Origin of the sequence: Streptomyces sp. NRRL F-2580 (assembly GCF_000720115.1) — a bacterium.
Classification (GTDB): domain Bacteria; phylum Actinomycetota; class Actinomycetes; order Streptomycetales; family Streptomycetaceae; genus Streptomyces.
This window is the reverse complement of the sequence record NZ_JOIR01000035.1, coordinates 126,197-143,949: the sequence shown is the minus strand read 5'-3', so window position 1 is coordinate 143,949 and position 17,753 is coordinate 126,197. Positions and strand designations below refer to the sequence as shown.

The following is a 17,753-nucleotide window of genomic DNA, read 5'->3' as shown; positions in this document are numbered from 1 at the left end:
GCGCGGGAACCGCGGCCAGCATGGAACCGGCAACGCCCAGGGCGAGGACGGAACCCGCGAGGGTCTTCTTCGAAGCGGCGATGCGGCGGATGACAGCGTTGGACACGGAGGAAACCTTCCACAGGGGACAAGGGCGGTCGCGGCATGCCGAAGCATGCGTGAGCCACTCACGCGGCGGAGAGGGGTTCGTCAGCGGCGGGTGAACCACCCATGCCGCCCGGCGACTCATCCAGTTCTACCGACCACCCCGCCCCCTGGCAACGACCCCGCCTACTAGCCCCCCTCGCAACCGACGCCGAACGGCACCCGGCCACCGCGATCAACACCCGCGCGGGCTCGCGGTCCGGGACGGCCGCCGAATCGAAGGAGACGGGCGCGTCGAAGGCAGCTTTCCGAGTCGCCCGCCGCAACGCCTTCAGCAGCGTGGCCAGCCCCTCCGCCGTCCTCGGACACCTCGCCGACGCCACCGTGCACATCGGGCAGGCCACCACCGCCCTCCACGCGCATGTCCGCCGCCTCCCGCCTCGGAGCTGAAGCGTGAACCGCAACATCACCCGAGTACGTCCATGATCGCGGTGCAGATTCAGGCGCGGTGATTCGAATCGGCGGCTGACAGCGCGGAGGCAATGATGGACAGCCCCACCCTGCCGTTTCGCCGAAGCAGGGCTTGCGCTGTCACACGGGTGACGAAGGTGTCAGCGGTGTCGAGGACGAGCTCGCGCAGGGGCCCGACGGCCTCCGGCCTCTCCGCAAGGCCCGCCAGGGCACGACCCGCGTCGGCCCGATCACGGTAGTCGCGGTTTCGCGCGAGCTCGATGAGCACGATCACCGCCGCGTACCGCAGAATGCTGTCCATCTGCTCATCCACCTCTCCCCCGTGTGGGGCGGACGTACCAGCGAGGCCCAGGTGCAATCGCGGGACAAGGCCCTGGTCCACTTCGGCCGATCCAGCCCCGGTTGACGGAGGAGGCCCGGGCAGCCCGCAGCCGAAGGGGGTCACTCGACGCGGGCGTCGTACAGCTCGGCGTCGGCGGGGACCCAGGGGAACTTGATCCAGGGAAACGTGCTGGTCCCGGCGGTGTCCGGATCGAAGGCAAGAACCGCATCGATGAACACCCGGGGCGGCTGGTAGCCGTGATCGGCGACGTAGTGGCCGATCAGCTGCGGGGCGGCGAAGGCGGAGCCAGCTGGGCCGGGGATCCGTACTTCGCCCGTCCCGACGCCTGCGCAGCGATGGCCGGGGCGTGCGCGGTGCGTGCTCGCCGTTCGGGGATTGGGGGGATTGGGCGCAGAGATCGCACTCGTGGAGTCCGAGCATTTGGTTGACCGGCTGCGCCACCAGGAGGGCGAGCAGCTTGTCGGTGAAGTCCGGGGGCACCGGTCCCGACGGCCAGGGATGGCCGTCGGCCAGCCAGCCGATGTTGATGCGTTCGTAGGCGGGCTCATAACTGACGAAGCGCACGCCGGAGGAGATCGGTGAACGACTCGTCGTCGTAGTAGCCGTACGGGCTCAGATCCTCATAGAACACGTGCGCATTCTCCCGGCAGTGTTGGGGGGTGCCAACAAGCGCCTGCCGGTCCCGGCCTGGTCCTGGCCCTGGTCCTACCCCTGGTCCTGCCCCTGGTCCTCGGCGGCACCGTCCATCGCGACGGCCCGACGACGGCCTCTCAGCTGCTGCACTGGGTCAATTCACCACCCTGCCGGACGCTGTATTGGCCGGGCGGCACGTTCATCACCTGGAAGCCGCCGTTCTCCGCGATGTCGACCGTCCCGCCGAAGCCGGCCGATCCGTACACGTAGGCCGGGCCCGGGGTGAAGCCGCCACCGGAGAGGTGCACCTTCCCGTTGTCGAGGAGGCCGGAGGTGGAACAGGTCGCGGCCGGGACGGCGGCCGACGGGGACTGGGCGACCGCCGCGAGGGCGGTCGGGGCGGCGACGAGTGTGATGGCCGCGAGCGGGCTGACGAGGACGAGGAGGCGTGTGCGACGGTTCATGAGTCTTCCTTAACGGGACGAATCGGGAGCCGCGGCCGCCTTTCCATCCTCGCCCCGCGCGTACCCCGGTGCTACCGGGGGCCGGAGCACCCACCGTCCGGCAGGCGATGCTCGTCACAGTCGCCCTCCCATGGGGACGTCACGTCGCGCTCGCGGCCGCGTCGGGCAACGAGCCCTCGCGCCAGCCGTCGAGCCCCGGGGCGCCGTGGCGGCGTGCGTGGGCGTCGTATCCGTCCACCTGCGTCTGCACGGCGACGAGCGAGGTCCGCTCGAGGATGCCACCCACCGCTGGCGATCCGCGGACGACGCGGCACTCCCGAGAGTCGGCTATCGTCCCCGCGTGCAGCACATATCCCCCCTCACCCAGCTGACGGCCGCCGCCCCGGCCGTCGCACCCGGTGCCCGGCTCGGCTGGCTGGATGCGCTCCGTGGCATCGCCGCTCTGGTCGTGGCCCTGCACCACTTCGACGTGCTCAGGATGCTGCCCTTCGGGGGCATGGTCTGGCGCAACTTCGACATGGGCCTGTTCGGCGTCATGCTCTTCTTCATCGTCAGCGGCTACATCATCCCGGCTTCGCTGGAGCGACGGGGGGACGTCCGTGCCTTCTGGATCGGCCGGATCTTCCGGATCTACCCGGCCCTGATCGCCGCCTTCGTCCTCTCGATCATGATGCTGCCGGACGGGGACGGCTCGGTCGCGCTGCTGCGCACCGGCGACGACCTGGCCTCGCTGGTCGCGAACGGCCTGATGCTCCAGGACCTGCTCGGCGTCGTCAACGGCATGAACGTCACCTGGACGCTGTGCTACGAGATGGTCTTCTACTTCTTCGTCACCGCGCTGTTCACCCGTGGCCTGCACCGGCACAGCGCGCCGATCGCGGTGGGTCTGGCGGCTGTCGCGCTGGCGGTCGGCACGGCCGTCGGCACGCAGCTCGTGAGCGCGGAGATCGGCTCGGCCCGGCAGCTCGTGCTGATCGTGACGCCGATCGTGCTCGTGGGCCTCGCCGGCGTGCTCAGCGGCAGGCGCGTGCTGACCGGGGCGGGCGCCCTGGTGCTCGCGGGAGTCGGCCTGGTCCTGGTCACGCTGAACAGCCGGGCCCCCGCCTTCGAGACCTGGATGATCTTCGCGACCATGTTCGCCGGGACCGTCGTGTACCGGGCGCAGCACGGACAGCTCGCCCGGGTCCCGGCCCTGCTCTCCTGCGGTTTCGTCGTCGTCGCAGGCGTCATCGTCGGCCGGCTGTACAACCACGGCGAGGCCCTGGAGCGGACCTGGTCCGCGGGCTGGAAGGCCTGGTCGATCGCGTACCTCGCCGCATGGGTGCTCTTCGGCATCGGCTTCCTCCTCCGGGAGCGCCGCTTCCCGAAGGTGTTGACGTGGCTCGGCGCGATCAGCTTCTCGGTGTACCTGCTGCACATCCCGCTGCTGCGCATCGTCGAACCGTTGGTGGGCGTTCCCCCGCAACCGTCCTCGACGCTCGGGCGGATCGTCTGGACGGCGATCTTCCTGGGCGTGGTCATGGCCATCAGCCACCTGATGTACCGCCTGGTCGAGATGCCGATGCAGCGCCTCGGCCAACGCGTGCAGAAGGCGGCGGACCGGCGCTGGCCGCGAGCCGTACCCACGGCAGCCGCCGCGGCTGCGACCGCTGCCCGTGCCCCTGCCGGGGCCTAGCCGACGCGGCCCTTTCCGGTGCGTTCCGGGCCTGAGGAGGCGGCCGGCCGACGGCCTTCCGGGGGGCGACATCGAGGCGGTCACCGCCGCATAATGCGGCGGTGACCGGCAAGCGCTTGATCCTGCTGGTCGCCCTGCGCCGGTGCCCGACACCGTCCGCACCGGTGCCGTACCAGACCCGTCGCTGCTGATCTCGGCAGCTACGGACACCACGCGCGGCGCGGCGTAGGCTCGTTCGCAGGGGACGCGTGATCGACAGGAGACGCGGGGTCGACAGCAGACGCGGGGTCGCCAGCGTCGAGGCGAGCCGGACCCGAACCCGGATCCGGACCCGGACGAGACCGCGGGAGGATCCATGACCGCGCTCGGTGATCTCATCGAGATCGACGATCGGACCGTGCTGGTCCTCGGGCAGGAACTGTCCGTCGAGCACGATCAGCCGGACGTCGCCAACGCCCTCGTACACCGGGTCGGCAACACCCTGGTGCTGGTCGACACCGGCGTCACGGCGACCTTCCGTACGGCGCTGCGAAAGGCGACGGACCGGGTCGGGAGCTGGTCCCGGGCACTCGTGCTGACCACCCACGGCCACGTCGACCACATCGCCAACAACGACCTGGCCGACGAGCTGGGCGTGCCGGTGGAGCACTACGTCCCCGCCCTCGACCTCGACCAGATGCGGGACCCGACGCAGTACTGGGTGCGGTCCTTCGACCGCATCGTCGGGTTCGCTCCACTTCCCGCGCCGTCCGTACTGGCCGAGAGATTGATGTCGCTGTTCCAGCCGATGCGGCCCTTCGGCGCGACGACCCGGACCTACGAGGAGCGGCCACTGGAGCGAATTCGCATCGGGTCGCTCCGCTTCACCGGCTGGACCTTCGCCGACGGGGCGGTCCGCGTGCTGCGCAGTCAGGGTCACTGCGCCGGACACGTGATCGTGCACCTGCGGGACTGCGGGGTCCTCCACCTGTCCGACGAGGGCAACGGACCCTGCGGTGCGATGGCTGACGCCGACCAGCTCAAGCTCCAGACCGTCCTCGGCGCCGCCGCGGTCCTCTTCGAGGAGGGGGAAGCCGCGGTCCTCACCGACGGGCACACCTTCGCCCTGCGCCGTGGCGCCGAGGTCGTGTCCTACCTGGACGGGCTGCTGGAGCGGGCCACCGCGCTGCATGCGGCGGCACTCGGGCTGACCGGGGAGAGCGGGCAGGTCCGGCCGAGCGCGTTCACGGCCGGCTTCGCGGATCGTTCCGCCGAACTGGGAGGCGGCGGCGCCAACCCGAACGCGATGTTCACCGCCATGTCGGCGGTCAACCAGCTCCACGAGCTCGGGCTGCGGCCGGAGTCCGACGGCATCGACGCGCCGTGGTCCCGGCCCGCGCTCCGGAACCCCGCGCCGGACTCCCCGCCACCCGGCCCCGCGGCACGGGTTTCACCTGATGGGCCGTCCAGGCGCCGCGCACCGTCAACCGGGGGCGTTTACGAAGACGTCGACGGGTAACACGCGAGGATGACGAAAGCCCGCACCGTGGGGGTGAGGCGCTTTCGCACCGGGCCGCTGCCGCGCGGCACCTCCCCCGATGACACGCGGCAGCGGCCGGTCGCACGACGGGCTGCCGCCAGGATCCCCACGGCACCCGGCCGCCCCGACCCCCGGCCCGCCCCGGCCGGAACGGAACAGCCGGCGAACCCCCGGCGACGGCGCTTCAGCCGCCGCCCCCGGGCCGCGGACCACGGCGGCAACGCCCGGCGCAACCGGAGGAACGGCCGGACCGCCGGTGGAGCCGATACGTGGGCATACTTCACTCATGGGCCAGTGGAGGACGGTCGTCACAGGTGCCCGTGCTCGGCTGGGCCAGGCGCTCTTCCTGCGGGTGGCGGGGCCCGACGGCCCGGCCACCCGGGACCGGATCCACCTCACGCCCGGTCCGCGCTGGTTCGGGCCGGACCACCCGGTGCGCCGGGTCCACGGCGACGCCGCCCTGTTCGTCGGCGGGATCAGCGCCCTCCTCCTGCAGTCCCTGCACCCCCTGGCGATGGCCGCCGTGGCCCGGCACTCCGCCTACCGGGAAGACCCCTGGGGCAGGCTGCAGAGCATCAGCACCTTCCTCGCCTTCACCACCTTCGGCACGGCCGACGACGCCCAACGGGCGGTCGACCGGGTCATCGCGGTGCACAGGACGGTCCGCGGGCGGGCTCCCGGGGGTGAGCCGTACGCGGCCACGGATCCGGCCCTCCTCGCATGGGTGCACGACGCCGAGCTGAGCTGTTTCCTGCGCTCCCACCAGCACTACGGCACCCGACCGCTGAGCGGCCCGGATCAGGACGCGTACGTGGCCGGCATGGCGCTGGTCGGTTCGGCACTGGGCGTCAGCGACCCGCCGCGCACCGTCGCGGAACTCGCCGCCCGCATCGAGGAGCACCGGCCGCAGCTCCGCGGCACCCCCGAAGCGAGGGAGGCGGCCCGCTTCATCCTGCGCCACCCGCCGCTGCCGTGGGCGCTGCGCCTGCCGTACGCGGCCCTGGCCGCGGGGGCGGTCGTACTGCTGCCGGACTGGGCCCGGGCGGAGCTGGGGCTGCCCCGGCGGCTCCCGCTGGAGCGGTGGTGGGTCCGGCCCGTGGCCCGCGCGGCGGTCGGGCTGGTCCGGTGGTCGCTGCCTCCGGCGCCCGTACCGGCCTGGGCCGCCGACCAGCCGGTCCGGTGACGGGCACCGGCCCGATGGACGGCACCGGCCCGGTGGGCCGCGGCTGCGCCGGGGTTTCGCCGACCGGGGGCCGGGCAGCTGCCAGGAGGGAGGCTTGAGCGGCAGGAGCGGCTCGAGGAGCAGGAGCGAGGAGGACGGACATGGACGAGCAGGGCGGAGCGGGAGGAGTCCCGCTGCACCACGGGCAGGAACAGGACAGACAAGCGCCGGCCGCCGACCGCCGCGATGATGGGAAGACGGCCGCCGCCGACACCGACGAGGCCAGCCGTCTCGACCGCCCGCAGCAGCCCGAGAAGTCGCGCGGGAAGGGCACACGCTGGGTGAGCCCCCAGGACGACGACTGAGCTCCCGCGACGACCGAGTTCTGCACGACGCGAGCGGGCCCGAGTATCGCGAGCAGACGGGCCCGGTGCATCGAGGAGGTACCACATGAGTCAGCCCAGCCAGCGGCGTCACCGCGCGCCCACCCCGCCGTCGGAGGCCGTCGGCGAGAGCGGGGACCGCGAGGCCCGCGCGGCGGCGGACGAGGCGGTCACCGGCCGTACGGGAGAGTCCGGCCGTTCGGGAGAGTCGGGTCGCCGCGGCGCCGCAGGCCATTCCGCCAAGCGGCAAAGCCCCGGGATCGGGCGGGAGGAACAGGTCCGGCAACATCCGCAGGGAGACGATCGCACCGGGGAGAGCGGGGACCGCTGACCCAGGGCGCAGGGCGCACATGACACCGCACCCGGAGAGATCGGAGATCGCCGTGAGCAGCCGGGCCGTCACCGTGGATGACAGCTGCCTGAGCGCCTTGCAGGAGCTGAAGAGCAAACGGGAGATCAACACGCTCGTCTACCGGCTGGACGAGGCCTTGGAGACGGTGGTCGTCGAGAGCCAGGCCAACCTCACACACGAGGAGATGCTGGCGTCGCTGCCGGCCGACGAGCCCAGGTTCGTCGTGTACGACCTGCACTTCGCCGCAGCGGACGGGGCCCGCAGGAGCGGCCTGGTGAAGATCTTCTGGATCCCCGACGCGGCGCTGCCTGCGCACAAGCTCGCCTACTCCTCCGCCGATCACGTCCTCCAGGACCTTCTCGACGGCATCCAGGTCACCGTCCGGGCCACGGACCTGTCCCGCCTGTCCTACAACGAGCTCGCGTCCCAGGCGGTCTGAACGTGGCCGGGAAGACGAGCGTAAACGTGACCGTGATCGTGACCAGGTAGGTGGTGCGGAACATGTCCGCTCTCTTGACCGACAGCACCCTGTCCCTGCTGGCCCACGGCTACGCATGGGGTCCCGACCTGCGCCGGGCCCACCACGGTGCGTCCGTGGTCCGCACCCACCTGTTCGGCCGTCCCGCCGCGCTGCTGCACGGGCCCGCGGCCGTCGACCTGTTCTACGACACGAACCACGTGCAGCGGCACGGCGCCCTCCCCGCGCAGGTGCTCGACCCCCTCTTCGGTGAGGGAGCGGTGCACGGCCTGGACGGGCCGCCACACCGGGTGCGCAAGGAGCTGTTCGTCTCCCTCCTCATGTCACCGGACGCCATCCCCGCCCTGGCGGAGACCGTCGAGCGCGGCTGGCGCGAAGCCGTGACGGGCTGGGAAGGCCGCCGGGTGGTCCTCTTCGACGAGGTGGCCGTACTGCTCACGCGGGCGGTCTGCGACTGGGTGGGTCTGCCGGTCCCGGAGGACGCCGCCCGGGAGATCGCCGAGGATTGCGTCACCATGATCGACGGCGCGGCCGGGGCCGGACCCCGGCGGCTGCGGGCCCGACACGCCCGGCGCCGCCAGGAGCAGGCCCTCGCCGCCGCCGTCATCGACCTGCGCGCAACCGGACCGCACCCGGACGGAATCTTCGCCGCGTCCCGGCACGCGGCAGTGACCGGGAGTCCGCTGGAGGCGGTCGCGCGGCACCGCGATCAGGACGGCGCCCTGCTCGATCCGCACACGGCGGCCGTCGAACTGCTCAACATCATCCGTCCCACCGTGGCCATCGCGTGGTTCGCCGTCTTCGCCGCCCACGCCCTCCACCGCCATCAAGGCGGGCGCGAACAGCTGCGTGCCGATGGGCCCGCGTACGCCCGGGCCTTCGCCCACGAGGTCCGGCGCTTCTACCCCTTCGTACCCTTCATCGGAGGCGTCGCCGTCGACGACCTCACCCTCGACGGTCACGAGATGCCCGCCGGGACCCACCTCCTCCTCGACGTGTACGGGCACCACCACGACCCGGATCTGTGGGAGCGGCCGTACCACTTCGCCCCGGGGCGCTTCCTGGGGCACGAGCCCGACCGCGACCTGCTGATCCCCCAGGGCGGAGGCGACGCACGTACCGGCCACCGCTGCCCCGGCGAGGACATCACCGTCTCCCTGCTCGCCGCGCTCGCGCCGGCCCTGGCCGATGTGGACTTCGCCGTACCCCAGCAGGACCTGTCCATCCCGCTGGGCCGGATTCCGACCCGGCCCCGCAGCGGCTTCGTCATGGAGGTCGCACATCAGCCGCGGAGTCACCGCGCCCGGCGGTTCCAGCGCCAGTCCTGAGCCACCGGCGCCCAGCAGTGGGAGGAGCCATGACCCGACGTGTCCGTCGTGTCCACGAGGTGATGACCAAGAATCCGGTGGCCGTCGAGAAGACGACGTCGCTGGCGGAAGTGGCGCGGGTGATGCGGGACGCCGACATCGGCGACGTTCTCGTCGTCGACGGGGGCCGGCTCCGCGGAATCCTGACCGACCGGGACCTGGTCGTGCGTGCCATGGCCGAGAACAGGGACCCCGCGGAGACGACCGTGCAGGCCGTCTGCAGCAGCGCGCCGGTCACCGTACGGCCTGACGACGGTGTCGACCACGCCGTCGATCTCATGCGCCGGAACGCGCTGCGGCGCCTGCCCGTGGAAACCGAGGAGGGCGACCTCGTCGGCGTCGTCACCCTGGGCGACCTCGCGGTCGAACAGGACCCCGGCTCGGCCCTGGCGGCGATCTCGGCCGCGGAGCCCGGCACCTGACGCCCGCCACGGCCGCGTCGGTGGCGGGCCGGCCGTTCGGCGTCCGTTCGGGTGCAGTCGGAGCCACGGCGGGATGGCCGCGCGGCTCCGGGTAGGCGTCGGGTATGAACTCACACGTTCCCGGTACCTCGAAGACAGCCTGGCACGCCTCGGCGCTCGGTGCGGCCTCGGCATGTTGGCTGAAGTCCCTGGACCGGATCGAGCGGACGACGGTGGCCGACCCGGCGATCAGGGTGATGCAGCGGGGAATCCGCGCGCTCCCGTTGGGCGGCATGCGTGATTTGCTGCGGGGCAGGCCGCTGGGCCATCCCCTGCATCCCGTACTGGTGCAGGTGCCGATCGGCTGCTGGCTGTCGGCCGCTGTACTGGAGGTCGTTCCGGGGGCGCAGCGTGCGGCGACCACCCTCACGGGCGTCGGGCTGGTCGGGGTCGCCCCGGCGGCGATCGCCGGCTGGGCGGACTGGGCCGACCTGCCGCCGGAGCAGGCCCGGGTCGGGCTGGCCCACGCGGCCTCCAACGCAGCCGCGGTGACCTGCTACGCCCTGTCCCTGACCGCGCGGCTCCGCGGCCGTGCGGCGAAGGGCCGGCTGTGGTCGCTGGGCGGGCTGGCCGCCGTGGCCGTCACCGGAGCGCTGGGCGGGCACGTGGCCTACCGGCAGGCCGTCGGAGCGCATCCCGCGAGCTGACGGGGCGGAGCTGACGGGCGAGCTGACGGGCGAGCTGACGGAGGGGCCCGGACTCGTCGAGTCCGGGCCCCTCCCTCCGGGTAGGTCAGGCGAACGGGCCGCCGAAGGGGCCGGCGGGGCCGTAGTAGAGGCCCAGCTGCTCGCGGTAGTCCGCGTCGCCGAGGTGCTTGTCCCGGTGGAACTCCGGGGAGTCCTTGATCTGCTCCTTGGTGCGTTCCACGTGGATCGTCCGCTGCTCCGGGTCGATCGAGATCACGGTGCTCGCCGGCAGGAGGACCTCCTTGCCGAAAATCCACACCCCTGTGTCGACGACCAGGTAGGCGTCACCGACCTCGTCGGAGTGCTTGTCGACCTTGCCGATGCTGCCGTCGACCGCCTCGACCTTGTAGCCGGTGATATCGGTCCCGGCCAGGTGGCCCGACGTCGACTTGTAACTCCACACATGCTCGGTCACGTGGGAACAACTCCTCCGGTGAGTGAACGGATCAACCAACCTGGTGAAGCTCGTATGCCCTGGATCTCCCGTGGTGCACATGCATCTTTCCTGTTCAACTGTGCTACGGGGAAAGGCGCATGGGCTGATGGACTAGATGCGGGGCGGCGTCGTCCCGTCACGGCCCGGCAGGAGCTCCTTGGCCTTGGCCACGGCGAAGCCCCAGCCCTGGGCCACGGTCGGTTTGCCGGGCACGGCCACTTCCTCCGGGTTGGTGAGCACGTCCAGCAGGACCGGCCCCGGTGTATCGAAGGCCTTGCGAACGCCCTCGTGGAGATCGGCCGGGTCGGTGACCCGGATGCCCGTCAGGCCGAGGGCCGTGGCGACCGCGGCGAAGTCGGGGTTGTCGAGCTCCGTGCCGAATTCGGGCAGACCCGCCTGCTCCTGTTCCAGCTTGACCATGCCCAGGCGGCGGTTGTCGAAGACCACGAGCTTCACCGGCAGTCGGTACGTCTTGATGGTCATGAGGTCGCCGAGCAGCATGCTCAGCCCGCCGTCCCCGCACAGCGCGACGATCTGCCGCTCGGGCGCCCACAGCTGGGCGCCGAGAGCCTGGGGCATGGCGTTGGCCATCGAGCCGAGGTTGTACGAGCCGATCAGGCGGCGGTCGCCGCGCATGGTGACGAAGCGGGAGAGCCAGACGGTGGCCATGCCGGTGTCGGAGGTGAAGACGGCGTCCTCGGCGGCGTACGCATCCACCGCCGCGGCCAGCGCCTCGGGGCGGATGGCGTGCTCCCGGTTGTCCAGGGCGGCCCGCAGCTTCCCGGTCCAGCGGTGCTCGTGCGCGGGGTCGGCCAGCCGCTGCTGTCCCTCCTGCCAGTGGTGGAAACGCTCTCGGGCGTCGTCGAGGTGGGCACGGTCCGGGGCCGCCTTCAGCAGCGGGAGCAGGGCCCGCAGGGTGGCGCCGACGTCGCCGGCCAGGCCCACGTCCACGGGGGTGCGGCGTCCCAGGTGGTCCTCGCGGGCATCGACCTGGACCACCTTGGCGTCCTTCGGGTACCACTCCCGGTAGGGGAAGTCGGTCCCCAGCATGAGGAGTACGTCCCCGCTGTCGAGCGCGTGGGCGGCGGCGGGGTTGCCGATGAGACCGGTCTGACCCACCTGGAAGGCGTTGTCGTCCTCGAACCCCTCCTTCGCCTTCAGCGTGAGCACCATGGGCGCCGCCAGCAGCTCGGCGGTCCGCAGGACCTCGGTACGGGCCTCCCGCGCGCCCTGGCCGACGAGGAGGGTCACCCGGGAGGCGGCGTTCAGCAGTTCGGCGGCCCGTGCGAGGGCCGGGTCGTCGGGCCGGGTGACGGCGCGGTCGAGGGCGAAGCGCGTGGGCCTGTCGTCGCTCAGTTCCTGGTCGCCCAGGTCGCCGGGGACGGTCAGGACGGCGACTCCGCCCCGGGTCACAGCGGCGCGTACGGCCGATTCGAGCAGGCGCGGCATCTGCTCCGGGGAGGTGACGGTGGCCCGGTGGACGGCGACGTCGCGGAAGAGCAGGTCGTTGTCGACCTCCTGGAAGTAGTCGCTGCCGATCTCGGCGAGGGGGACCTGGCCGCAGATCGCCAGCACGGGGGTGCGGCTCTTGGCGGCGTCGTAGAGGCCGTTGAGCAGGTGCACGGAGCCTGGTCCCACCGTGCCCATGCACACGCCGAGGGTCCCGGAGAGCTGGGACTGCGCCGAGGCGGCGAAGGCGGCGGCCTCCTCGTGCCGGCAGCCGACCCAGTTCAGGCCGGCGGATGTGCGGATGGCGTCGGTCAGCGGGTTCAAGGCGTCTCCGACGACGCCGAAGACGTGCTGGACGCCGAGTTCCTCGAGTGCGTCGACGATGACGTGGGCGACGGTGCGTGCCATAGGAGTGCCCTTCTTTTGCCGGTTCGGCGGCCGGTTCGTCGGTCGTTCAGCAGCCGGTTCAGTGGCCGGTTCAACGGGTGAAGTGGTCGGGGTCGGCCGCCTTCCAGTCGGCTGCCCAGCTTTCGGGCGGCGATGCGAGCAGTTCTCCGGGGGCGAGCCAGGCGCGGAGTTCGGCGTACGAGCGGACGGTGTGCGGGTCCACTCGCTGGAGCAGCATGTGGGGGCGCAGCTCGTGGGGGCCGTCGACGCCCATGGCCGCCATAATCTGCAGCGCGCTCTTGACGGTCGCCTCCTGGTAGCGCCGTACGCGCTGCGCCTTGTCGCCGACGTCCAGGGCACGTGCGCGCCGCTCGTCCTGCGTGGCGACCCCGACGGGGCAGGTGTTGGTGTGGCAGCGCTGGGCCTGGATGCAGCCGATCGCGAACATCATGGCGCGGGCCGAGTTGGTGTAGTCGGCTCCTTGGACCAGGCGTTTGACGAGGTCGCTGCCGGTGGCGACCTTGCCGGAGGCTCCGATCCGGATGCGGTCGCGCAGGCCGGAGCCGACGAGGGCGTCATGGACGGTCATCAGGCCGTCGCCGAGCGGCAGGCCGACGTGGTCGGCGAACTCCAGGGGCGCCGCGCCGGTACCGCCCTCCGCCCCGTCGACGACGATGAAGTCGGGGGTGACGTCGGCTTCCCGCATGGCCTTGCACACGGCGAGGAACTCGCGGCGCGAGCCGACGCACAGCTTGAACCCGACGGGCTTGCCGCCGGCGAGCTCGCGCATGCGGGCCAGGAAGCGCACCAGCTCGCGCGGGGTGGAGTACACGCGGTGGAACGGCGGCGAGACGACGGTCCGTCCCTGCGGCACACCGCGGACCCGCGCGATCTCCTCGTTCACCTTGGCGCCGGGCAGGACTCCGCCGATGCCCGGCTTGGCGCCCTGACTGATCTTCAGCGACACGCACTTGACCTGCGGGTGTGCGGCCTTCTCGGCGAACTGCCGCTCGTCGAAGCCCCCGTCGTCGGTACGGCACCCGAAGTATCCGGTGCCGATCTCCCACACGAGGTCGCCGCCGGGGCGCAGGTGGTACTCGGACAGGCCGCCCTCGCCGGTGTCGTGGGCGAAACCGCCCGCCTGTGCCCCGGTGTTGAGGGCGAGCACGGCGTTGGCGGAGAGGGAGCCGAAGCTCATCGCCGAGACGTTGAGCAGGGCCATGTCGTACGGCTCGGTGCAGTCGGGTCCGCCGACCCGGACCCGGGGCGGGTCGGCCCGTACCGGGTGCGGGGCCATGGACGGGGTGAGGTATTCGCTGCCGGGCCGGTGGAGGTCGAGCTCGGTGCCGAACGGCTCCTCGGCATCGGTGCCCTTGGCCCGTTCGTAGACGATGCTGCGGGTGTCGCGGTCGAAGGGGCTGCCGTCGACGTTGCGCTCTATGAAGTACTGCTGGATCTCCGGCCGCAACGCCTCCAGGGCGAACCGGAGGTGCCCGAGCAGGGGGTAGTTCCGCAGGACGGAATGCCGGCGTTGCAGGAGGTCGTACGCGGCCACCAGGGCCAGCAGCAGCAACGGGCCGGCCACGGCCCACCACCAGGGCGAGACGAGGACGGCCGCGGCCGCGGCGAGCGCGGCCGCGGCGCCGGTCAGGATCAGGATGAGTGTCTTCAGCACGCCCCGCTTGTGTCCCGACGACCGCGCGCCAAGCATTCCCGGGGCCGGGCCGTCATTTCCGGATCTTGCCTGGCCCGCCTAGTACTCCAGCCGTAGTTCGTGATCTCGATCGTGAGGGGCGCCGAGGAGGCAGCTGGCAGCGTCGATCATCTGGACGAGACCGACCACGCCGTCGCGGGCGTCCGTCCCTTCTCCGCCTACCCGAGTCCACCGAGACGGAGGGCGTTCCTTATCTCGCTGAGCTTCGCGGTCGTCGCCGGGGTCCACTCCTTCGCCTGGGCACCGAGACGGAGGGCGTTCTCAATCTCGCTGAGTTTCGCGGAGGACAGAACGCCCGCTCGCTCGATCAGGTCGTCCCGGGACACGGTGGTCAGCCACGTGCAAGGGGTAAAGCCCGGACGCGGCAACGCGAACCGCAGCACGCCTTCAAAGGGCAGTCCTTCCACGGCGCCTACTGCCACTTCGACGCCCAGACCGGTGATGTCGACACCCGCCCGAGCGACGACCTGCATCACCCGGATCCCGGACGCGTCGTCTCCCGACAGCAGCACGACCGGCCGCCGCTCGTCGAACTCCACCCACCAGACTTCGCCACGTTGCACATGTCCTCCTGACACAGGAACGGCGGGCGGACGCTGCGCGACCCCGACGCGCTGTGGAGACGGGTGCGGCCACCCGTTGATCATCGGTGTGTGAAGACAAACGATCACGTGGTGGCCGCAGGTCACAGCGTAGACCCTGCCCGCTGGCAGGAGGCGTTCGAGGGCCTGATGAGCCGGATGGCGGGACGGTTCACACGGGTCGAACCCCGGTTCCGGATCCGGAAGTTGGTGCTCGGACTGCTGTCGGACCTGCCGCGCAAGAACTGCTGGACCATCGCCGAATGGGCCGGGGAGAGGACCCCGGACGGCATGCAGCACCTGCTCGGGCGGGCCAAGTGGGACGCCGACCGGGTCCGCGACGATGTGTGTGACTACGTGGTGGACCACCTGCACGACGACCAGGCGGTACTGGTGGTCGACGAGACCGGGGACGTGAAGAAAGGCACCACCACGGTCGGCGTCCAGCGCCAGTACACCGGTACCGCGGGCAGGATCGAAAATGCCCAGGTCGCCGTCTACTGGTCTCCGCCGGCCGGCGCGGGCACGCGGCAGTGGACCGGGAACTGTACGTCCCGCGTTCATGGACCTCCGACCCTGACCGTTGCCGGGATGCCGGACTCGACCTGGACACCGTCTTCGCCACCAAGCCGGAACTGGCCACTCGTATGGTTGCCCGGTTCCTGGACGCCGGCCACCTGGCCGCATGGGTCGCCGGCGACGAGGTCTACGGCGGCAACCCCAAGCTGCGAACCGCACTGGAGGAACGCGGCACCGGCTACGTCCTCGCGGTGGCCTGCTCGCACGAAGTCACCACCGGGGCGGGGAGGTTCCGTGCGGACACCCTGACCAAGAAGGTGCCCAAGCGGGCCTGGCAGGAGCTCTCCGCAGGGGCCGGGGCCAAGGGCCACCGTCTCTACGACTGGGCAGTCATCGACCTCGCCGACCCCCGACCCGGGAGTCGTCAGCTGCTGATCCGCCGTAACAGCAGCACCGGCGAACTCGCCTACTACCGCTGCTACTCGCCCGCACCCGTGCCGCTGACCGTGCTGGTCAGAGTCGCTGGATCAAGATGGCGGGTGGAGGAGTTCTTCCAGTCGGGCAAGGGCTTGGCCGCACTCGACGAGCACCAGGTCCGCCGCTATGCCTCCTGGTCCCGCTGGGTCACCCTCGCCATGCTCGCGCACGCCTTCCTCGCCGTCGTACGCGCAGACGAGCACACCCGCCCCGCACCCGATGCCCTCATTCCGCTCACCTGCAACGAGATCCAGCGCCTGTTCATCACACTCGTTGTCCGACCCGTCCACGATGCCGCCCACCGGCTCGGTTGGTCCGAGTGGCGGCGCCGCCACCAGGCCCGATCCCAGGCCAGCCACTACCGTCGACAAACCACTCAGGCATGAAGATCACGATCTACGGCTGGAGTACTAGGCCTACGCCGTCCGGGCTCGCGCGGCGCGGGCGGATCGGGGGGCGTCCGGCGCTAGCGTCTGACCGGGTGCCGCGTCCAGCACGATGCGCGGCAGGGCGTCCGGGTGCTTCTCGGCGAGCCAGGCGACCAGTTGCTCCCGTACGGCGCAGCGCAGCGTCCACAGGTCGTCGGGGTCCTTGGCCGTGACGATGACCCGTACCACGATGGTGGAAGGCGTCGTCTCGGTGACGGCGAGGTCCCAGCCGCGGCCGTCCCACTCCTTGCAGGTGTGCAGGATCTCCTCGGCCTTGTCGCGCATGAGCTCGACGGGTGCGCGGTGGTCGCAGTGGAGGAAGACGGTGCCGGTCATCTGGATGCCGCCGCGCGACCAGTTCTCGAAGGGGCGGGTGGTGAAGTACGAGACGGGCATGGTGATGCGGCGTTCGTCCCAGGTGCGTACGGCGAGGAAGGTGAGGGTGATGTCCTCGACGACCCCCCACTCGCCCGCGACGACGACCGTGTCGCCGATGCGCACCATATCGCCGAAGGCGATCTGGAAGCCCGCGAAGAGGTTTCCGAGGGTGGACTGGGCGGCGACGCCGGCCACGATTCCGATGATTCCGGCGGAAGCGAGCACGGAGGTGCCGAGTGCGCGGAAGCTCGGGAAGGTGACGAGCATCGCGGCGAGCGCGACGACGGCCACGAGGACCGTCACCACCCGCATGATCAGCGTCACCTGGGTACGGACGCGGCGCAGCCTGGCCGGGTCGCGGGTGGAGGTGGCGTAACGGGCGTACCCCGACTCGACGACGGCGGAGGCCACGGCCACCGACAGCCAGGCTCCCGCGCCGATCAGGGTGAGGGAGAGGACCCGGCCCACGGCGGCAGCGTGGTCCTGTAGCGGTGGCCAGGCGATCTGCCGGTAGGCGCCCCTGAGCAGCGCGGCGAACAGCACGATCAGGACGGCGTTGCGGCACCGGCGCAGCATGTGCCATAGGGGCGTCTCGGGGTGACGTGCGTCGGCTCGGCGCAACAGCAGGTCGACGACCCAACCGGCGGCGAGGGTGAGCAGGATCGAGCCGCCCAGGACGGACAGCACACGAAGAGCGCTGTTCATATCTCCTCAACGGATGTAGGTGACATGGACGTTCACGCCCCTGCCCCCTGAGAGGGACCTGACACAGGAGGTCCGAAGGTTCCCTTCCCGCTCTCCCTCTCACGGCGAAATCCGGCCGCAGCGGCCGCTCATGTTCCGGCTCGCACGGGGAACACGGCCGTCACCGACCGAAAGGGGCACGGACATGCTCGGCATCACCGCCGCAGTGCTGTTCTTCATCGCGTTCCTGATCAACGCGGCCAGCATCGGCACCAACGAAGTGTTCAGCTCCACCAACTTCACGCTGATCGGTCTCGCCGCGCTCGCGCTGCACGTCGCCGGCATCGGCCACGGGTGGGCGGCCCGAGGGCGGGGCCGGGTCCGTAGGCGGCGCTGACCCCGTGGTCCGTAGGCGGCGCTGGTCCCGGGCCGGCGTCAAGCGAGAGGCGACGGCCGGCATCGCGGGGGAGGCGGCCCCGGGGTACGCAGGAGCCCGGCCGCGTGATGGCGGGGGGATGCCACCACGCGGCCCGGGGTCCGCTGGGGAACCCGCGCCGCTCACCGCCGCGGACTCCCATGACCACCCTTATGGCCGGTCTCCGCCGGCTCAAACAATCGAGCG

Annotated in this window: 19 protein-coding genes and 1 pseudogene; 12 read left to right on the top strand and 8 right to left on the bottom strand. The window is 71.4% G+C overall.

Annotation, left to right across the window (positions count from 1 at the left end):
* Positions 1-210 precede the first annotated feature (210 nt).
* Entirely contained in the window at positions 211-534 is a 324-nt protein-coding gene (locus IF88_RS46855) for a hypothetical protein (protein WP_158754689.1), read from the top strand.
* A 49-nt stretch (positions 535-583) separates the two neighbouring features.
* Here the strand turns inward: IF88_RS46855 and IF88_RS0131025 are convergent, their stop codons facing one another.
* The 3 genes from IF88_RS0131025 to IF88_RS46850 all read right to left on the bottom strand — a co-directional run bounded on the left by IF88_RS0131025 (position 584) and on the right by IF88_RS46850 (position 2,281).
* Positions 584-856, bottom strand: a complete 273-nt coding sequence (locus IF88_RS0131025) for a hypothetical protein (RefSeq protein ID WP_030719871.1) — start codon at positions 854-856, stop codon at positions 584-586.
* Between the two features lie 812 nt (positions 857-1,668).
* Complete coding sequence (locus tag IF88_RS0131010) at positions 1,669-1,995, bottom strand: hypothetical protein (RefSeq protein ID WP_030719867.1); 327 nt, start codon at positions 1,993-1,995, stop codon at positions 1,669-1,671.
* Between the two features lie 139 nt (positions 1,996-2,134).
* On the bottom strand, positions 2,135-2,281 hold the full coding sequence (locus IF88_RS46850; protein WP_158754687.1) for a hypothetical protein: 147 nt from the start codon (positions 2,279-2,281) through the stop codon (positions 2,135-2,137).
* A gap of 54 nt (positions 2,282-2,335) precedes the next feature.
* On the opposite strand from IF88_RS46850, the gene IF88_RS0131000 reads away from it, so the two are divergent.
* The 9 genes from IF88_RS0131000 to IF88_RS0130960 all read left to right on the top strand — a co-directional run bounded on the left by IF88_RS0131000 (position 2,336) and on the right by IF88_RS0130960 (position 10,039).
* Entirely contained in the window at positions 2,336-3,670 is a 1,335-nt protein-coding gene (locus tag IF88_RS0131000; protein WP_158754685.1) for an acyltransferase family protein, read from the top strand.
* Between the two features lie 355 nt (positions 3,671-4,025).
* On the top strand, positions 4,026-5,168 hold the full coding sequence (locus IF88_RS0130995; RefSeq protein ID WP_051837861.1) for an MBL fold metallo-hydrolase: 1,143 nt from the start codon (positions 4,026-4,028) through the stop codon (positions 5,166-5,168).
* 307 nt (positions 5,169-5,475) lie between these two features.
* The gene (locus IF88_RS0130990) at positions 5,476-6,372 is read left to right on the top strand and encodes an oxygenase MpaB family protein (protein ID WP_030719859.1); all 897 of its coding nucleotides are present in this window, start codon (positions 5,476-5,478) and stop codon (positions 6,370-6,372) included.
* A gap of 140 nt (positions 6,373-6,512) precedes the next feature.
* Positions 6,513-6,716, top strand: coding sequence for a hypothetical protein (locus tag IF88_RS0130985; protein WP_030719856.1), 204 nt, complete (start codon positions 6,513-6,515; stop codon positions 6,714-6,716).
* Between the two features lie 85 nt (positions 6,717-6,801).
* On the top strand, positions 6,802-7,065 hold the full coding sequence (locus IF88_RS0130980) for a hypothetical protein (protein WP_030719853.1): 264 nt from the start codon (positions 6,802-6,804) through the stop codon (positions 7,063-7,065).
* 52 nt (positions 7,066-7,117) lie between these two features.
* On the top strand, positions 7,118-7,525 hold the full coding sequence (locus IF88_RS0130975) for an actin-binding ADF family protein (RefSeq protein ID WP_158754683.1): 408 nt from the start codon (positions 7,118-7,120) through the stop codon (positions 7,523-7,525).
* Positions 7,526-7,587: 62 nt separating this feature from the next.
* Positions 7,588-8,892 carry a cytochrome P450 gene (locus IF88_RS0130970; protein ID WP_030719848.1) on the top strand — a complete coding sequence of 435 codons (1,305 nt, stop codon included), beginning with the start codon at positions 7,588-7,590 and terminating at the stop codon, positions 8,890-8,892.
* Between the two features lie 29 nt (positions 8,893-8,921).
* Complete coding sequence (locus IF88_RS0130965) at positions 8,922-9,353, top strand: CBS domain-containing protein (RefSeq protein ID WP_030719846.1); 432 nt, start codon at positions 8,922-8,924, stop codon at positions 9,351-9,353.
* A gap of 104 nt (positions 9,354-9,457) precedes the next feature.
* Entirely contained in the window at positions 9,458-10,039 is a 582-nt protein-coding gene (locus IF88_RS0130960) for a DUF2231 domain-containing protein (protein ID WP_051837857.1), read from the top strand.
* Between the two features lie 85 nt (positions 10,040-10,124).
* On the opposite strand, the gene IF88_RS0130955 is transcribed toward IF88_RS0130960, so the two are convergent.
* The 4 genes from IF88_RS0130955 to IF88_RS0130940 all read right to left on the bottom strand — a co-directional run bounded on the left by IF88_RS0130955 (position 10,125) and on the right by IF88_RS0130940 (position 14,627).
* A complete protein-coding gene (locus IF88_RS0130955; RefSeq protein ID WP_030719842.1) occupies positions 10,125-10,493 on the bottom strand; it encodes a PRC-barrel domain-containing protein in 369 nt (122 codons plus the stop codon).
* 132 nt (positions 10,494-10,625) lie between these two features.
* On the bottom strand, positions 10,626-12,371 hold the full coding sequence (locus IF88_RS0130950; RefSeq protein ID WP_030719830.1) for a thiamine pyrophosphate-dependent enzyme: 1,746 nt from the start codon (positions 12,369-12,371) through the stop codon (positions 10,626-10,628).
* A 70-nt stretch (positions 12,372-12,441) separates the two neighbouring features.
* Positions 12,442-14,061 (bottom strand): FMN-binding glutamate synthase family protein, encoded by a 1,620-nt coding sequence (locus IF88_RS0130945; protein ID WP_107050669.1) that lies wholly within the window; start codon positions 14,059-14,061, stop codon positions 12,442-12,444.
* A gap of 161 nt (positions 14,062-14,222) precedes the next feature.
* Complete coding sequence (locus tag IF88_RS0130940) at positions 14,223-14,627, bottom strand: type II toxin-antitoxin system PemK/MazF family toxin (RefSeq protein WP_030719826.1); 405 nt, start codon at positions 14,625-14,627, stop codon at positions 14,223-14,225.
* Positions 14,628-14,795: 168 nt separating this feature from the next.
* Here IF88_RS0130940 and IF88_RS41135 point away from each other — a divergent pair.
* Positions 14,796-16,027, top strand: a pseudogene (locus IF88_RS41135) (IS701 family transposase).
* A 30-nt stretch (positions 16,028-16,057) separates the two neighbouring features.
* On the opposite strand, the gene IF88_RS0130930 reads toward IF88_RS41135, so the two are convergent.
* On the bottom strand, positions 16,058-17,152 hold the full coding sequence (locus IF88_RS0130930; RefSeq protein ID WP_078893253.1) for a mechanosensitive ion channel family protein: 1,095 nt from the start codon (positions 17,150-17,152) through the stop codon (positions 16,058-16,060).
* Positions 17,153-17,336: 184 nt separating this feature from the next.
* Here IF88_RS0130930 and IF88_RS0130925 point away from each other — a divergent pair, with 184 nt between their 5' ends.
* Complete coding sequence (locus IF88_RS0130925) at positions 17,337-17,528, top strand: hypothetical protein (RefSeq protein ID WP_030719819.1); 192 nt, start codon at positions 17,337-17,339, stop codon at positions 17,526-17,528.
* The last annotated feature ends 225 nt before the right edge of the window (positions 17,529-17,753 follow it).